Source organism: Brenneria izadpanahii (assembly GCF_017569925.1).
Lineage (GTDB): Bacteria > Pseudomonadota > Gammaproteobacteria > Enterobacterales > Enterobacteriaceae > Brenneria > Brenneria izadpanahii.
Window position 1 is genome coordinate 2,397,104 of sequence record NZ_CP050854.1, and the last position, 15,971, is coordinate 2,413,074.

Sequence of the window (15,971 nt, forward strand, 5' to 3'; positions counted from 1 at the left end):
TTTAGCGATGATGGCCGTAAGCGCGAGGCTTGGTGTAATAGTCAATCAGCGGCACGGTGATATTCGCCAGCAGGACGGCAAAGGCAACGCCGTCAGGATAGCCGCCGTATGTTCTGATTAACCAGACCAGCAGACCGATCAGCGCGCCAAAAATCAGACGGCCGCGGTTGGTGGTCGATGCCGTGACCGGATCGGTGGCGATAAAGAATGCTCCCAGCATGGTGGCGCCGGAGAACAGATGCAACATCGGCGGGGCATATCTTTCAGGCGACAACATCCAGCCGAGCGAAGCGCATAGCGTCAAGGTAAACAGAAAGCTAAGGGGGATGTGCCAGCGAATGGTTCCCTGTTGCAGCAGGAATAGGCCGCCGATCAGAAAACCGATGTTAACCCACTGCCAGCCAATGCCCGCCAGCGCGCCGGAAAATACCGGCTGTTGAAGAATCTGTTCCGGATGATGGCCCGAGCGTAATGCCGTTTTGAAGGTATCCAGAGGCGTCGCCTGGCTGATCCCATCCACGTTTTGCATCAATTGCTGTACTGAATGTCCTGATGGCGTATGTCCGGAAACAATGGTTAACAGCGTATCGTAGAAACCGATGGGAATACTTTGCAGCGAAGCGGGCGGCAGCCAACTCGTCATCTGCACCGGAAACGAGATCAGCAGCACCACATAGCCGATCATCGCCGGGTTAAACGGGTTTTGCCCCAGGCCGCCATAGAGTTGCTTGGCAATGACAATGGCAAATGCCGTGCCCATTACCACCATCCACCAGGGGGCCAGCGGCGGCAGACTGATGGCTAGCAGAATACCGGTGAGCAAAGCCGAATTGTCGGCCAGATTGACGCGAACATTAAACTTTCTGAGTGACAATGTCACTGATTCGGCCGCGATGGCGGTAACGGCGGCCAGGAAAACCTGGATCAGGTTACCGTAACCAAAGAAATAATACTGCGCCAGTATGCCGGGAACGCAGGCGACGATCACCAGCAACATAATGCGCTGAGTGCGCTGCTGATTATGTGTAAATGGTGAACTTGCAATTTTGAAAGCCATTTATTCCTCTTGATACTTTGACGCTTGCGCCGCTTTACGCGCTTTTACGCGGGCGATAGCGGCGGCGACGACGGCCTTGCGCGGATCTAGCGGCTCATCGGCCGGGCTTTCCGGAACCTCCGCGGCGGGCGTCGCCGGTATGGTTTTACTGCTTTCCGCCGTTTGCGCCGCTTTACGCGCTTTAACGCGAGCGATAGCGGCGGCGACGGCGGCCTTGCGCGGATCTAGCGGCTCATCGGCCGGGCTTACCGGGATCTCCGCGGCGGGCGTCGCCGGTATGGTTTTACTGCTCTGCGCCGTTTGCGCCGCCTTGCGTGCTTTAACGCGGGCGATAGCGGCGGCGACGGCGGCCTTGCGCGGATCTAGCGGCTCATCGGCCGGGCTTTCTGGAATCTCCGCGGCGGGCGTCGCCGGTATGGCTTTACTGCTTTCCGCCGTTTGCGCCGCCTTGCGTGCTTTAACGCGGGCGATAGCATCGGCGACGGCGGCCTTGCGGGCATCATCAGTTTCGGCGGCGCTGGTTTCCACGGCGGCGGCTTTATTGATCCTTGCCTGCGCTTTACGAGCGGCGCGAGCGGCGATAACCGCGCTATTATCCGGCTGCTGACCCGGGATAACCTCAATATCCGGCGACGATTTCGCCTTACGCACTCTGGCCAACGCCGCCTGTATCGCCTGTTTGTCGCTGTCGGCAACGCTGACGGCAGCTTGTTTATGGCGCAGTTCCCGTGCCGCTTTTTCACGCTCAAGACGCGCTTTCTTGGCTTCGAAACGGGCTTTAGCCTGCGCGGCGCGCAGGGCTTCTTCATCAATGGCCCGGATTTCCGCTTTTTCCTGGCGATAATACTGCACCAGCGGGATATTGCTGGGGCAGACATAGGCGCACGCGCCGCATTCGATACAGTCAAACAGATGATGATCGCGCGCTTTTTCGTGCTCTTGCCCGCGGCTGAACCAGTACAATTGCTGAGGCAATAGCCCCGCGGGGCAGGCGTCGGCGCACTTGCTGCAACGAATGCAGGATTGCTCTTCGGCGGCCGGTTCGATTTCCGCATGCGAAGGCGCAAGAATGCAGTTGCTGATTTTTACGATAGGAACATCCAGCGACGGCAGGGTAAAACCCATCAATGGACCGCCCATAATAACCATCGGCTGCCGGCTGATATGAAATCCGGCGTGTTTCAGCAAATGGCGCACCGGCGTTCCTAATCTGGCCCAGACGTTTCCCGGCTGTTGCAAGGCTTCGCCCGTCAGGGTGACGACGCGTTCGGTCAGCGGTTCGCCGTCAATGATGGCGCGCTTGATGGCGAAGGCGGTTCCGACGTTCTGCATCAGTATGCCGATAGCGGCGGAGTGCTTGCCGAAGGGGACTTCTTTACCGGTCAGAATTTTGGTGAGCTGTTTGGCGCCGCCGGACGGGTATTTGGTCGGAATAACGCGTAGCTGGATGTCCGAATGCGGGGGCAGCGCCTGTCGCAGCGCGGCGATAGCCTCTGGCTTATTATCTTCAATCCCGATCAAAATGCGTTGCGGCTGTAAAAGATAAGCAAGAATATCAATGCCCTGCATGATTTCATCGGCATGTTCCCGCATCAACCGGTCATCTGCGGTGATGTAGGGCTCACATTCGGCGGCATTGACGATCAGCGTTTCAATGCCGCGCATTCCGCCCTGCAACTTGGCGGCGGTAGGGAATCCGGCGCCGCCTAATCCTGCTATTCCCGCCTGATGCAGATGGGTGAGCAGGGTATCCGCCGGCTGGGTAAGGTAGTCGCTGAACGTTCTGCGTTCGCACCAGCGGTCTTGGCCATCGGGCGTGATGAACACGCTCAGCTCAGGCAAGGCGGAAGGGTGCGCCGTCATATGATGTCGAATGGCGCTGACCGTGCCGGAAGTCGGCGCATGGACCGGCAAGGTTCTGCCTTTCCCCACCGTCAGCGGCTGGCCGCGCAGCACCTTGTCGCCGGCCTGCACGCACAGCTCGCCTTCCGGACCGAGATGCTGCTTGAGCGGAATAATAAGCTGTTCCGGCAGCGGTATGGCGCGTAGCGGAACCTGGCTGGACTGGGTTTTCATTTCCGGCGGATGAATGCCGCCGTCGAAATCCCATATTTTGTCTGTTTTTATAACGGGCTTCCCGCCCGATCCCCTGCGGGCCGTCGTAAGCGACGTTGAGAATCGCGCCCGGCGATTTTTTAAAGCGGTAAACAGCTTAAGCATGGTGTTCTACTTGAATAACGCGAACCGGAATGGCGTTGAGATCCCATTTCCAGTTTTCGGGAGTCGGGGCGACGGGGCGCAGCGTGATGCAATCAGTGGGACAAGGTGCGACGCACAAATCGCAGCCGGTGCAGAGATCGCTGACCACGGTGTGTACCGCCTTGGTGCTGCCGATGATGGCATCCACCGGGCAAGACTGAATGCATTTGGTGCAGCCGATACAGTTGGCTTCATCAATCCAGGCCACTTTCCGTTCCGGCTTCAGGGCCGCGCCGTCCCCGTCGAGCGGCTGCGGTTCGATGTTCAGCTTCTCGGCCAGCTTCAGCATCATCGCTTCGCCGCCGGGCACGCATTTATTGATCTTTTCGCCATTCAGCGAGACGGCTTCGGCATAAGGCCGGCAGCCGGGGTAGCCGCACTGTCCGCACTGGCTTTGCGGCAGCATGGCTTCAACCTGTTCAACGACGGGATCGTCATCCACCTGAAAGCGGCGCGACGCATAGCCGAGAACAAGGCCAAAAAATAAGGCGAGTAAGCTGAGAGCCGCAATGGCGATCCAAATAGCCGTCATCAGAATTTCACCAGACCGCTAAAGCCCATGAAAGCCAGCGACATCAATCCGGCGGTGATCAGCGCGATCGACGAGCCGCGGAAGGGGGCGGGAACATCGGAAACAGCCAGACGCTCACGGATGGCGGCAAACAGCACCATAACTAAAGAAAAACCGGCCGCCGCGCCGAAACCGTAGATCGTTGATTGCAGAAAACCATGGGACATATTGACATTAAGCAGCACTACGCCCAAGACGGCGCAGTTGGTGGTGATCAACGGTAGAAAAATGCCCAGCAGGCGGTAAAGCTCCGGGCTCGTCTTGCGCACCACCAGCTCGGAAAACTGGACGACCACCGCCAGTACCAGAATGAACGCCATCGTACGCAGGTAGAGGATATCGAGCGGCAGTAAGATAAATTCATTAACGATCCAGGAACACATGGACCCCACGGTCATCACGAACGTGGTGGCCAGACCCATGCCGATGGCCGTCTCCAGCCGTTTAGATACGCCCATGAACGGGCATAGTCCTAGAAACTTCACCAGAACGAAATTATTAACCAGAAGGGCGCTTACAAATAACAGTGCGTATTCAGTCATTACTCTGCCTAAAAAACAAAACCCGCACATTATCGGGTATTGTCAGGCTTTCGACAACATACCTACCGTAAGGATATGGGCAAAAGCCTGAGTAGATATCGGATGGGGATCCGGTAAAGAGACGTTAGAGATCATCAGGTTGTCATGACCGAAATAACTAAAAACGGTGAATATGCATAATTATTCTTTAGTTAGTTACATTAATCACCGGCCGGATTACACCACATAATGCCACACCGATTTAGGCACGCAGCCTAAATCAAATAGTTTTCCGCCAGCCGCCAACTCCGCCCGGCGATGATCCGCCGCCCGATACATATTGATTATTTCTTGATTATCAGTCAGGGAGTAGTTGAGGTGGTCGAAGAGTTTCTCCAGGCTTTCCGTAGTATTAACCTTGCGAAACTTAAGCAAATACTCATACGCAGTCATAATTAATAAGCTAATAGTTATGTAGATGGAGGTGATTAAGTATATGCAAGAGATAGGCGCTGTCTATAGCATAATAAAAAAAGAAATATAAATATTAAGCAAAAAAACGACGCTAAATAATAGATGGAAATGGGGCGGTTATTGATGGCGCGTCGTTTTTTCCGGCAATGTTCGCGATGCGAAAAATTACAGGAATATCGGCAATGCGAAAAAACTAGGAATATTCCGTATGTCAAGGTCTCATCATTTTTTAGGGCTGCGGTATCGAAGGTCATTTTATCTCCGGGCTTTGCCGCGTCCATGCGGCTCAGCTTTTCAGATCAGCGGACGCAGAGTTTGTAGTACGCCTCATTCCAGCGCAGCGCGTCCCTGAACGCCGGGAGGCGGGTGTCGTTATCGATTACCAGTAATTCGATATTCTGCATTTCGGCATAAAGGCGAATGTAGTCCAAATCCAGAGCCTGACTGAATACCGTATGGTGCGCTCCGCCCGCAAGAATCCAGGCTTCCGCCGCCACCTCCAGGGAGGGTTGCGCTTTCCAGATGGCGCGCGCGACCGGTAATTTGGGCAGTGGGCGCGGTTGTTCAATGGCGTCCACTACATTAACCAACATTCTGAAGCGATCCCCCATGTCGATAACGCTGGCATTGAGCGACAAGCCGCCGGGGGTGGAGAAAATCAGCCGGGCGGGGTCCGCTTTACCGCCGATCCCCAGGTGTTGCGCATCCAGAATGGGTTTTTGCTCTTTAGCGATGCTGGGGCAGACTTCCAGCATATGGGAGCCTACAACCAGATCGTTATTGTTTTGGAAGTTGTAGGTGTAATCCTCCATGAATGATGTGCCGCCCGGCAAACCGTCGGCCATCACTTTCATAATGCGCAGCAGCGCGGCGGTTTTCCAGTCTCCTTCGCCGCCGAAACCATAACCCTGCTGCATCAATCGCTGGACGGCCAGCCCCGGCAGTTGCTTCAGCCCGTATAAATTTTCAAAATCCGTGGTGAAAGCCTTATAGCCGCCTTGCTCCAAAAAGCGCTTCATACCCAGTTCAATCTGCGCCGCATCCAGCAGATTCCGGCGGTTTGGGCCGTTAAGTTTTACCGCATCGGTCAACCGGTAGCTGGCCTCATACTCTTCAATCAGCGCATCAATATCGCCTTTGGATACATCGTCAATCACGCTGGCCAGGTCGCCCAATCCCCAAGCGGTGACGGAGTAGCCGAACTTAATCTGCGCGCCGACCTTGTCGCCTTCCGTTACCGCGACTTCGCGCATGTTGTCGCCAAAGCGCGCCAGCTTCAGGCGCTTACTTTCCTGAATCGCCGCCGCCGCCCGCATCCATTTGGCGATGCGCACATGGGCGCGTTTATCCTGCCAGTGGCCGACGATAACCTGATGCGCCTGACGCATCCGGGCGCCGATAAAACCGAATTCCCGGCCGCCGTGAGCCGTCTGATTCAGATTCATAAAGTCCATATCCATCGTATCCCACGGAATTTCCGCGTTGAACTGGGTATGAAATTGCAGCAGCGGTTTATTCAGGATGCCGAGCCCGCCGATCCACATCTTGGCGGGGGAGAAGGTATGCAGCCAGGTCAGCAGACCGATACAGTTGTCCTGATAATTTGCGTCGCGGCACAACGAAATAATTTCGTCCGGTGTTTTCACCAGCGGTTTGAGGATCAGTTTTACCGGTAGCCCGGCCTCCTGGTTCAGTCCGGCAACCACTTTTTCGGCGTTCTCTTTTACCTGGCGTAAGGTTTCCGGCCCATAAAGATGCTGGCTGCCAATAACAAACCAGACTTCAAGCTGCGTAAAATGATCCATGATGACTCCTGTTTATTCCCAACGGGAAGAGAAGATAATTAACCGACGAATCAGGCTTCTGTCCGGGGCGTCGCGCGGTAAGCCGGTTCAGCTATGCGGCACCACTGTTGATAACGTTCGTAAAGGCGCTGGTATTGCGCGACGCGCCGGCCATCAGGCGTTAATGTTCGCTCGATGCCGCTGGACATCCGGCGCTGTGCGCTTGGAATGTCGGCGTAAATATCCGCGGCGACGGCGGCAAAGATGGCCGCCCCCAGCGCGCAGCACTGGTCGGACGCGACGATTTGCAGCGGGCGGTTCATCACATCGGCGCAGACTTGCATGATGGTGGGGGATTTACGGGCGATGCCGCCCAGCGCCAGAATATTCTCGACCGGCACACCCTGATTTTCGAAACATTCCATAATGGCGCGGGCGCCGAAAGCCGTGGCGGCGATAAACCCACCGAACAGGGTCGGCGCATCCGTACCCAGATTGAGATCGGCAATCACCCCTTTTAAGCGCTGATCGGCGAAGGGGGTTCTGCGTCCGTTAAACCAGTCGAGCACTACGGGCAGATGGTCCAGCGTTGGGTTGTCCGCCCAGGCGAGGGTGAGCCGTTCCAGCAACCGGGCTTCCGTGTCCTGCAGCGCCGCCGCAAGCTCCGGGCGATCGCCGGCGGCCTGCCGTAATGGCCAGCCCAACAGACGGCCGAACCAGGCGTACATGTCGCCAAAGGCGGATTGTCCCGCTTCCAGACCGATATAACCAGGCACGACGCTGCCATCGACCTGGCCGCAAATACCTTTGATCGTCCGGCCGCCGATACGATCTTCCTCCGCAATCAGGATGTCGCAGGTCGATGTCCCGATCACTTTCACCAGCGTATAGGGCTGCGCGCCGGCGCCAACGGCGCCGACATGGCAGTCGAAAGCGCCGCCGGCGATCGCGACGGTTTTCGGCAGACCGAGCCGTTCCGCCCATTCGGCGCTAATGACGCCGACGGGCCGCTCGGCGGTCCAGGTATCGGTAAACAGCGGATATTGCAGTTTTTCGGTCAGGCAGGAGTCGAGCGCCTGCAAGAATGCTTTCGGCGGCACGCCGCCCCAGTCCGGGTGCCAGAGCGATTTATGTCCGGCGCTGCAACGGCCCCGTTTGATGCTATTTGGCGTGGTGGCGCCGGAGAGCAGGGCGGGCAGCCAATCGCACAGTTCGATCCAGGATACCGCGGCCTGACGAACGGCGGCATCCTTACGCGAGATATGAAGTATTTTCGCCCAGAACCATTCAGATGAATACACGCCGCCGATATAGCGGGTGTAATCCGCAAACCGGCCGCTGCGGCACAGCGTATTGACGGCGTCCGCCTCTTCTATTGCGGTGTGATCCTTCCATAGCACGAACATGGCGTTGGGGTTGTCGGCGAATTCAGGCCGCAATGCCAGAACCTGTCCCTGGGCATCAATGGGTGCGGGCGTGGAGCCGGTCGAATCCACGCCGATGCCGGCGATCTGCCGGCGCTGCTCCGGCGTCAACTGTTCTACGACGGCGCGAATGGCCTGTTCCAGCGATTCAATATAGTCCAGGGGATGATGGCGGAATTGGTTGCTGGCCGGTTGGCAATATTTCCCTTCGCGCCAGCGGGGATAGTAAACCACGTCCGTCGCCAATTCTTGCCCGCTCTGGCAGTCAACGGCCAATGCGCGCACCGAATCACTGCCAAAGTCGAGGCCGATAGTAATCGCATCCGCACTCATTGTTTGCTCCTGTTGGTCCTGCCCGTCGTGTCGTAACGATAAAGAGAGACGGGCGACGGCGTTAGGAGGCGTTAGCTGGAAGTATGCATTTTTCTGCCGCTGATGGTCGTTTTGTGATGTTCGTCAAAAGTTAATGGCTGGTTAAATTCGCTATATATATGCACAAATCTGCCGTTGTTCCGGTATGTGATAACGCTCTATCTTCTGGTGAAAAATACCAGCTAGAAAGTAGGGCGTCTGAATGCTGCTGAGTAAGGGAATTGCATTAATACGGTGTTTTTCCTTTATCCAGACCGGGAATGCCCTTCTGGAAACGATTACACGTTTCAGAACCGTTGGCGCGTAAAACGACAAATATACCGGAGAACATCATGCATAAATTCACTAAGGTACTGGTAACAATCGGGTTGGCGGCCGTTATGTCACAATCGGCTATCGCCGACACATTGAAACTGGGATTTCTGGTTAAGCAGCCGGAAGAGCCCTGGTTTCAAACCGAATGGAAGTTTGCTGATAAAGCAGGAAAAGATCTCGGTTTTGACGTGATTAAAATCGCCGTGCCGGATGGTGAAAAAACGCTCAACGCCATTGATAGCCTGGCGGCCAGCGGAGCCAAGGGATTTGTTATCTGTACTCCCGATCCCAAATTGGGGCCGGCGATAGTGGCTAAAGCGCGCAGTTACGATTTGAAAGTGATTGCGGTGGACGATCAGTTCGTGAATGCCCGGGGCGAACCTATGGATACGGTGCCGCTGGTGATGATGGCGGCCACGAAAATTGGCGAACGTCAGGGGCAGGAGCTGTGGAAAGAGATGAATAAACGCGGCTGGAAAGTCGATGAAACCGCCGTTATGGCGATCACCGCCAATGAGTTGGATACCGCCCGCCGCCGCACCACCGGATCGATGGAAGCCTTAAAAGCCGCCGGCTTCCCGGAAAAGCAGATCTATCAGGTGCCGACCAAATCCAATGATATTCCGGGGGCATTCGACGCCGCCAACTCCATGCTGGTTCAGCATCCTAAAGTGAAAAACTGGCTGATCGTCGGCATGAACGACAACACCGTGCTGGGCGGCGTGCGCGCCACGGAAGGACAGGGCTTCAAGGCGCCGAACGTGATCGGCATCGGCATTAACGGCGTGGATGCGGTAAGCGAGCTGTCTAAAGAACAGGCCACGGGTTTTTATGGTTCTCTGCTGCCTAGCCCGGATATCCACGGCTATAAGAGCATCCAGATGTTGAATGACTGGGTGACGAAAGACGTCGAGCCGGAAAAATTCACCGAAGTCACCGATGTTGTGCTGATCACCCGCGACAACTTCAAAGTCGAGCTGGAGAAAAAAGGTCTGATGTAACGGCCGATCACCGTTTAACCATGAGGAAATGGACATGACAGCACAGTCGCCCTACTTATCATTTCATGGCATTGGAAAAGAGTTTCCCGGAGTGAAGGCGCTGACGGACATCAGCTTTTCCTGTTATGCCGGGCAGATCCATGCCTTGATGGGAGAGAACGGAGCGGGTAAATCCACGCTATTAAAGATTTTGAGCGGTAACTATTTGCCTTCAACCGGGGAAATCCATATTCAAGGTAAGCCGGTGCGCTTCAACAATACCATGGACGCGCTGAATCAAGGGGTCGCGATCATTTATCAGGAGTTGCATCTGGTGCCGGAAATGACGGTGGCGGAGAATATTTACCTTGGCCAGTTTCCGCATAAATACGGCGTGGTCAACTATTCTCTGATGCGCTATGAAAGCCAGTTGCAACTCGATCATCTGGGATTGGATATCGATCCCGATACGCCGCTCAAATACCTTTCCATCGGCCAGTGGCAAATGGTGGAGATCGCCAAAGCGCTGGCCCGTAATGCCAAGATTATCGCTTTCGACGAGCCCACCAGTTCGCTATCCGCGCGCGAAATCGAGCAATTGTTCCGGGTTATCCGCGAGTTACGCAGCGAAGGCCGGGTGATTTTGTACGTTTCGCACCGTATGGAGGAAATTTTCGCGCTGAGCGACGCCGTCACCGTGTTTAAAGATGGCCAATATGTGCGCACGTTCGATGATATGCGGCAGGTAAACCATGAACTGCTGGTTCAGGCGATGGTCGGGAGAAATCTGGGGGATATCTATGGCTACTCGCCCCGTCCGCATGGCGAGGAGCGCCTGACCTTGAAAGAGGTGAAGGCGCCGGGGGTGAAATCCGCCGTTTCGCTGCATGTGCGGCAGGGGGAAATCGTCGGGTTATTCGGGCTGGTGGGCGCTGGACGCAGCGAACTGCTGAAAGGGCTGTTCGGCGCAACCCAAATCACCGGCGGACAGGTGCTGCTGGATGGCAAGCCGTTGGTCGTCAACTCGCCGATCGAGGCGATCCGCCAGGGGATCATGCTTTGTCCCGAAGATCGCAAGGCGGAGGGGATCATTGCCGTTCATTCGGTACGCGACAACATCAATATCAGCGCGCGGCGCAAGAGTTTGAAGGCCGGTTTTTTCATTAATAATCAATGGGAAGATGAGAATTCGCAACAACGTATTCAGGCGCTGAACATTAAAACCCCCAGCGCGGAGCAGTTGATGATGAATCTTTCCGGCGGCAACCAGCAGAAGGCGATTTTGGGCCGCTGGTTATCCGAAGAGATGAAAGTCATTTTGCTGGATGAACCGACGCGCGGAATTGACGTCGGCGCCAAACATGAAATCTACCACGTCATCTATGAGCTGGCGAGACAGGGCATTGCCGTTCTGTTCGCTTCCAGCGATCTGCCGGAAGTGCTTGGGTTGGCCGACCGCATCATCGTGATGCGCGAAGGCGCGGTATCCGGCGAACTCCTGCACGATGAAGCCACTGAGCAGAAAGCGCTGAGTTTGGCGATGTTACGAACCCCTGATATTGAACCCGCGGTTGCCTGACCGCAAAGGAGTAGAACCATGCCATTGAGTAAAACAGATTCAACGGTTGCGTCGGCTAGCCCGGAGAAGAAGGAAAACGGGTCGGGGATTTCCCGCATTTGGGATAACTACGGCATGCTGGTGGTTTTTGCCGCGCTGTTTTTGGGCTGTGTGATTTTCGTCCCAAACTTTTCCAGCTTTATCAATATGAAAGGGTTGGGGCTGGCGATGTCGATGTCGGGTATGGTGGCCTGCGGTATGTTGTTCTGCCTGGCCTCCGGTGATTTCGATTTGTCCGTCGCATCGATTATCGCCTGCGCCGGCGTGACCACGGCGGTGGTCATCAATATCAGTCAAAGCCTGTGGATCGGCGTCGGGGCCGGTCTATTGCTGGGCATCGCTTTCGGTTTAATTAACGGCTTTATCATTGCCCGGCTGAAAATCAACGCGTTGATCACCACGCTGGCGACGATGCAGATTGCACGCGGTCTGGCTTACATCATCTCCGATGGTAAAGCGGTGGGTATCGAAGACGAGCGTTTTTTTGAACTGGGCTATGCCAACTGGCTGGGGCTTCCGGCGCCCATCTGGCTCACCGTGATATGTATGATCCTGTTCGGGCTGCTGCTGAATAAAACCACCTTCGGGCGCAATACGCTGGCGATCGGGGGAAATGAAGAGGCGGCGCGTTTGGCCGGCGTGCCCGTGGTTCGCACCAAAATCATCATCTTTGCGCTTTCCGGCCTGGTCTCCGCCGCCGCGGGCATTATCCTGGCATCGCGTATGACCAGCGGACAGCCGATGACCTCGATTGGCTATGAGCTGATTGTGATTTCTGCCTGTGTGCTCGGCGGGGTTTCATTGAAGGGCGGCATCGGGAAGATTTCCTATGTCGTCGCCGGGGTCTTGATTCTGGGAACCGTGGAAAACGCGATGAACCTGCTGAATATTTCTCCGTTCTCGCAGTACGTGGTGCGCGGTTTGATTCTGCTGGCCGCGGTCATCTTTGACCGTTACAAACAGCTGGCCAAGAAAACCGTGTAAGTTTCCTCATGCTTATATCCTTAGCATGAGGCGCATCGCTGGCTGATCCCGAGGCTCCCCCGTTTTAAGGCGGAAAACGCGGGAACAGCCAGAGCTTTTTGAGACGCCCGCCTTGCGCGGGCATAACGGGGTAAGGCAGTTTGGCGGCGGGCGGTTAACACCATAGTTACTCAGGTGGATATCTCCTGTAGCCAGGCTGTCGTTTGTTATTACTTTGCGTATTCCGGAGGGGCGATGTATCACCGCGTGGCGCATGAATCCCAGTCTAATCCGTTGTTGCCGGGCTATTCGTTTAACGCCTATCTGGTCGCCGGATTGACGCCGATCCTGGCGGACGGGCCGCTGGACTTCTTTATCGATCGCCCCGATGGCATGAAGGGCTACATCATTAATCTCACCATCAAGGGCCGGGGACAGGTTTTTGATGGAGACGACGCCTTTTATTGCTCTCCGGGCGACTTGCTATTGTTCCCGCCTAAGTCAAAACACTTTTACGGACGTGCGCCTGACTGCGACTGCTGGTATCACCGTTGGGTCTATTTTCGTCCCCGCGCATACTGGGCCGACTGGCTGGAGTGGCATACCAAAAGCTGTGGCGTTGGCCGTATGAGCCTGCCGAATAATCAGCTGTTGCTGGAGTTCGATCGGCTATTCGCCAACATTGAACAAACCCAGCGCTCTGGCCGGCGCTTTTCGGAAGAGTTGGGGATGAATTTGCTGGAGCGCCTGTTATTAAGGGCGATGGAGGAGGATCCGCAAAGTCCGCAAAAAATAATGGATCCGCGGGTAATTGAAGCCTGCCAATTTATCACCGGCAATCTGGCCGGGGAACTGCGCATTGATGAAGTCGCCCGGCACGTGTGTCTGTCGCCGTCGCGGTTGGCCCATCTATTCCGCGAGCAGGTGGGAATCAACATCTTACGCTGGCGGGAAGACCAGCGGGTGATCCGCGCCAAACTGCTGCTGCAGACGACGCAAGAGTCCATCGCCACTATCGGCAGGGTCGTCGGTTATGACGATCAGCTCTATTTCTCCCGCGTATTTCGTAAACGGGTGGGGGTCAGTCCGAGCGACTTCCGCCGCAGCCGCAGTGAAATCAACTATCCGGCGGCGCGCAAGGAGACTTTGATATGGGAAAAGAGATCTCCCGACGCCGGCGGCATCGACCGAACTTCGGAAATGTCATAGGAGATAACGGGATTTCCCTGGTGCTATACTGTGTTCAAATTACAAAGTGAATGCGAAGGGGAATCTTCATGAGTGACGTAATTCGTGTTGGGTTACTGGGGTACGGTTATGCGAGCAAGACGTTTCATGCGCCATTGATTGCCGGAACGCCGGGTATGGAACTGACGGCGGTTTCCAGCAGTAATGCCGATAAGGTTCATGCGGACTGGGCGAAAGTCAAAGTAGTGAGCGATCCTCATACGTTATTTAATGATAAGGATATCGACCTTATCGTTATTCCAACCCCGAACGACACTCATTTCCCCTTGGCTAAACAGGCGTTGACCGCCGGTAAGCATGTGGTGGTGGATAAACCTTTCACCGTGACGTTGTCACAGGCTCATGAGCTAAGTCTGCTGGCCGAGCATATGGGAAAACTGCTTTCCGTGTTTCACAACCGGCGCTGGGACAGCGATTTTCTAACGTTAAAACAGGTATTTCATACCGGCGTGTTGGGCGACGTGGTTTACATGGAGTCCCACTTTGACCGCTACCGTCCGGAGATCCGCCAGCGCTGGCGCGAAGATGGCAGTGAAGGGAGCGGCATCTGGTACGATTTAGGGCCGCATTTACTGGATCAGGCTTTGCAGCTTTTCGGCCTGCCGGTCGCTATTCAGGTCGACCTGGCGCAGTTAAGGCCCGGCAGCAAAGCGACTGACTATTTTCACGCGACCCTGATTTACCCCCAGCGCCGGGTGGTGCTGCATGCCAGCATGTTGGTGGTTGCGCCTTCCGCCCGCTATATTGTCCATGGCTCGCGCGGTAGTTTTGTTAAGTATGGCCTTGATTCGCAGGAAGAACAGCTGAAACTCGGGGAACGCCCGCCGCTGGCGAACTGGGGGCAAGACAAACAGGACGGCGTGCTGACCCTGTTCCGCGACGGCGTGACGGCGGAACAGACCGTTTCAACGCTACCCGGCGATTATCCCGCCTATTATGCCGCGATCCGCGACGCGTTAACCGGGAAGGGCGAAAATCCGGTGACGGTGCATCAGGCGATGCAGGTAATGGAGTTGATTGAGCTTGGTTTAGCCTCCCATCAGCAGAAAAGAGTGATGACGCTAAAAAATAGCTAGTATTGCCGATTTTTATCATAGACATTACAGTTAGGTTTAAGCAGGCGATCTTAGGATCGCCTGTACTGTTTAAAACGAAGCTGATGATGTCCGATATTTCAAGATGCGGAATAACGTCTTGAAAACTGAAAAGTGGCGGGGATAGAAGGCCGTGATAAAGGTGTAAATAATGGCGTGGCTACAGCGGTTGAGAATTGATAAGTTTTTGCTGGTATTGATTTCAGTGGTGGCGGCGGCGTCATTTTTCCCCTGTGAAGGCGCCGCGCAGGTCTTTTTTGAGTATCTGACGACAGCAGCTATCGCGCTGCTGTTTTTTATGCATGGCGCAAAGCTGTCCCGGGAAGCCATTACGGCGGGAATGGGGCACTGGCGGCTTCATATAGTGGTGTTTGCCAGTACATTTATCCTGTTCCCGCTGCTGGGCGTGGGAATGAGCCTGTTGGTGCCGGTGGTGTTAACGCCGACGCTGTATCTGGGCTTTCTTTATCTATGCGCTTTGCCGGCCACGGTACAATCGGCCATCGCCTACACCTCAATGGCCGGCGGCAACGTCGCCGCCGCCATTTGCAGCGCCTCGGCTTCCAGTATCCTGGGGGTATTTTTGTCTCCCATCTTGGTCGGTCTGCTGATGCATACCCAAGGCGGAGGGCATACGGATACGTTGCACGCCATCGGCTCCATTATCATGCAGCTGATGGTGCCGTTTGTGATCGGGCATCTATCCCGGCCGCTGATTGCCAACTGGGTTGAGCGTCACCGTAAATTAATCAATATTACGGATCGGTCATCCATTCTGCTGGTGGTTTACGTCGCCTTTAGCGAGGCGGTTGTTCAGGGGATTTGGAGCCAGATCAACGGCTGGTCTTTATTAGCCGTGGTGGGGTGTTCCATTGTGCTATTGGCGATTGTGCTGGTGGTGAATACGCTGGCGGCGCGCAAGCTCGGCTTTAATACCGCCGATGAGATCACCATCGTATTTTGCGGCTCGAAGAAAAGCCTGGCCAATGGCATCCCTATGGCCAGCGTACTGTTTCCGGCCGCGGCGGTGGGGGCAATGGTGTTGCCGCTGATGATATTCCATCAGATTCAACTGATGGTCTGTGCGGCGCTGGCCCAGCGTTATGCGAACAGGGCAAAGCGCGCCGAAGCCGAGCAGGTTTCTATGGCGGCAGGCGATAAATAACGCTATGAGGCGGCGAATGCCGCCTTTATTTAAGTTTGAGGTTCTAACCCCGCACCGCCGCTTACCTTGCCAAGGTTGTCTGTTAGTCACATTTTTATGCGGACTTAGAGACCGTCCCTGGGGAGG

13 protein-coding genes are annotated in these 15,971 nt (G+C 55.5%); 6 read left to right on the forward strand and 7 right to left on the reverse strand.

What is annotated here, in order from left to right; translation table 11 throughout:
• Position 1: 1 nt before the first annotated feature.
• The 7 genes from rsxD to HC231_RS10875 all read right to left on the reverse strand — a co-directional run bounded on the left by rsxD (position 2) and on the right by HC231_RS10875 (position 8,423).
• A complete protein-coding gene (gene rsxD, locus HC231_RS10845; RefSeq protein ID WP_208230977.1) occupies positions 2-1,057 on the reverse strand; it encodes an electron transport complex subunit RsxD in 1,056 nt (351 codons plus the stop codon).
• Positions 1,058-3,277 carry an electron transport complex subunit RsxC gene (gene rsxC, locus HC231_RS10850; protein WP_208230978.1) on the reverse strand — a complete coding sequence of 740 codons (2,220 nt, stop codon included), beginning with the start codon at positions 3,275-3,277 and terminating at the stop codon, positions 1,058-1,060.
• Positions 3,270-3,848 (reverse strand): electron transport complex subunit RsxB, encoded by a 579-nt coding sequence (rsxB, locus tag HC231_RS10855; protein ID WP_208230979.1) that lies wholly within the window; start codon positions 3,846-3,848, stop codon positions 3,270-3,272. Before rsxB ends, rsxC begins: the two co-directional genes overlap by 8 nt.
• Complete coding sequence (gene rsxA / locus HC231_RS10860; protein ID WP_208230980.1) at positions 3,848-4,429, reverse strand: electron transport complex subunit RsxA; 582 nt, start codon at positions 4,427-4,429, stop codon at positions 3,848-3,850. Before rsxA ends, rsxB begins: the two co-directional genes overlap by 1 nt.
• A 216-nt stretch (positions 4,430-4,645) precedes the next feature.
• A complete protein-coding gene (gene ydgT, locus HC231_RS10865; RefSeq protein WP_208230981.1) occupies positions 4,646-4,861 on the reverse strand; it encodes a transcription modulator YdgT in 216 nt (71 codons plus the stop codon).
• 320 nt (positions 4,862-5,181) lie between these two features.
• Positions 5,182-6,687 carry an L-arabinose isomerase gene (gene araA, locus HC231_RS10870; RefSeq protein WP_208230982.1) on the reverse strand — a complete coding sequence of 502 codons (1,506 nt, stop codon included), beginning with the start codon at positions 6,685-6,687 and terminating at the stop codon, positions 5,182-5,184.
• 50 nt (positions 6,688-6,737) lie between these two features.
• Positions 6,738-8,423: a ribulokinase gene (locus HC231_RS10875; RefSeq protein ID WP_208230983.1), complete on the reverse strand. Its 1,686-nt coding sequence runs from the start codon at positions 8,421-8,423 to the stop codon at positions 6,738-6,740.
• A gap of 371 nt (positions 8,424-8,794) precedes the next feature.
• On the opposite strand from HC231_RS10875, the gene HC231_RS10880 reads away from it, so the two are divergent.
• From HC231_RS10880 to HC231_RS10905, 6 genes are all read left to right on the forward strand, one after another.
• Entirely contained in the window at positions 8,795-9,778 is a 984-nt protein-coding gene (locus HC231_RS10880; RefSeq protein ID WP_208230984.1) for an arabinose ABC transporter substrate-binding protein, read from the forward strand.
• A gap of 34 nt (positions 9,779-9,812) precedes the next feature.
• Complete coding sequence (gene araG / locus HC231_RS10885; protein WP_208230985.1) at positions 9,813-11,336, forward strand: L-arabinose ABC transporter ATP-binding protein AraG; 1,524 nt, start codon at positions 9,813-9,815, stop codon at positions 11,334-11,336.
• 18 nt (positions 11,337-11,354) lie between these two features.
• Positions 11,355-12,359: an L-arabinose ABC transporter permease AraH gene (gene araH / locus HC231_RS10890; protein ID WP_208230986.1), complete on the forward strand. Its 1,005-nt coding sequence runs from the start codon at positions 11,355-11,357 to the stop codon at positions 12,357-12,359.
• Positions 12,360-12,593: 234 nt separating this feature from the next.
• Positions 12,594-13,547 (forward strand): arabinose operon transcriptional regulator AraC, encoded by a 954-nt coding sequence (gene araC / locus HC231_RS10895; protein ID WP_208230987.1) that lies wholly within the window; start codon positions 12,594-12,596, stop codon positions 13,545-13,547.
• A 68-nt stretch (positions 13,548-13,615) separates the two neighbouring features.
• Positions 13,616-14,662 (forward strand): oxidoreductase, encoded by a 1,047-nt coding sequence (locus HC231_RS10900; protein WP_208230988.1) that lies wholly within the window; start codon positions 13,616-13,618, stop codon positions 14,660-14,662.
• 169 nt (positions 14,663-14,831) lie between these two features.
• A complete protein-coding gene (locus HC231_RS10905) occupies positions 14,832-15,845 on the forward strand; it encodes a bile acid:sodium symporter family protein (RefSeq protein ID WP_208230989.1) in 1,014 nt (337 codons plus the stop codon).
• Positions 15,846-15,971 lie beyond the last annotated feature (126 nt).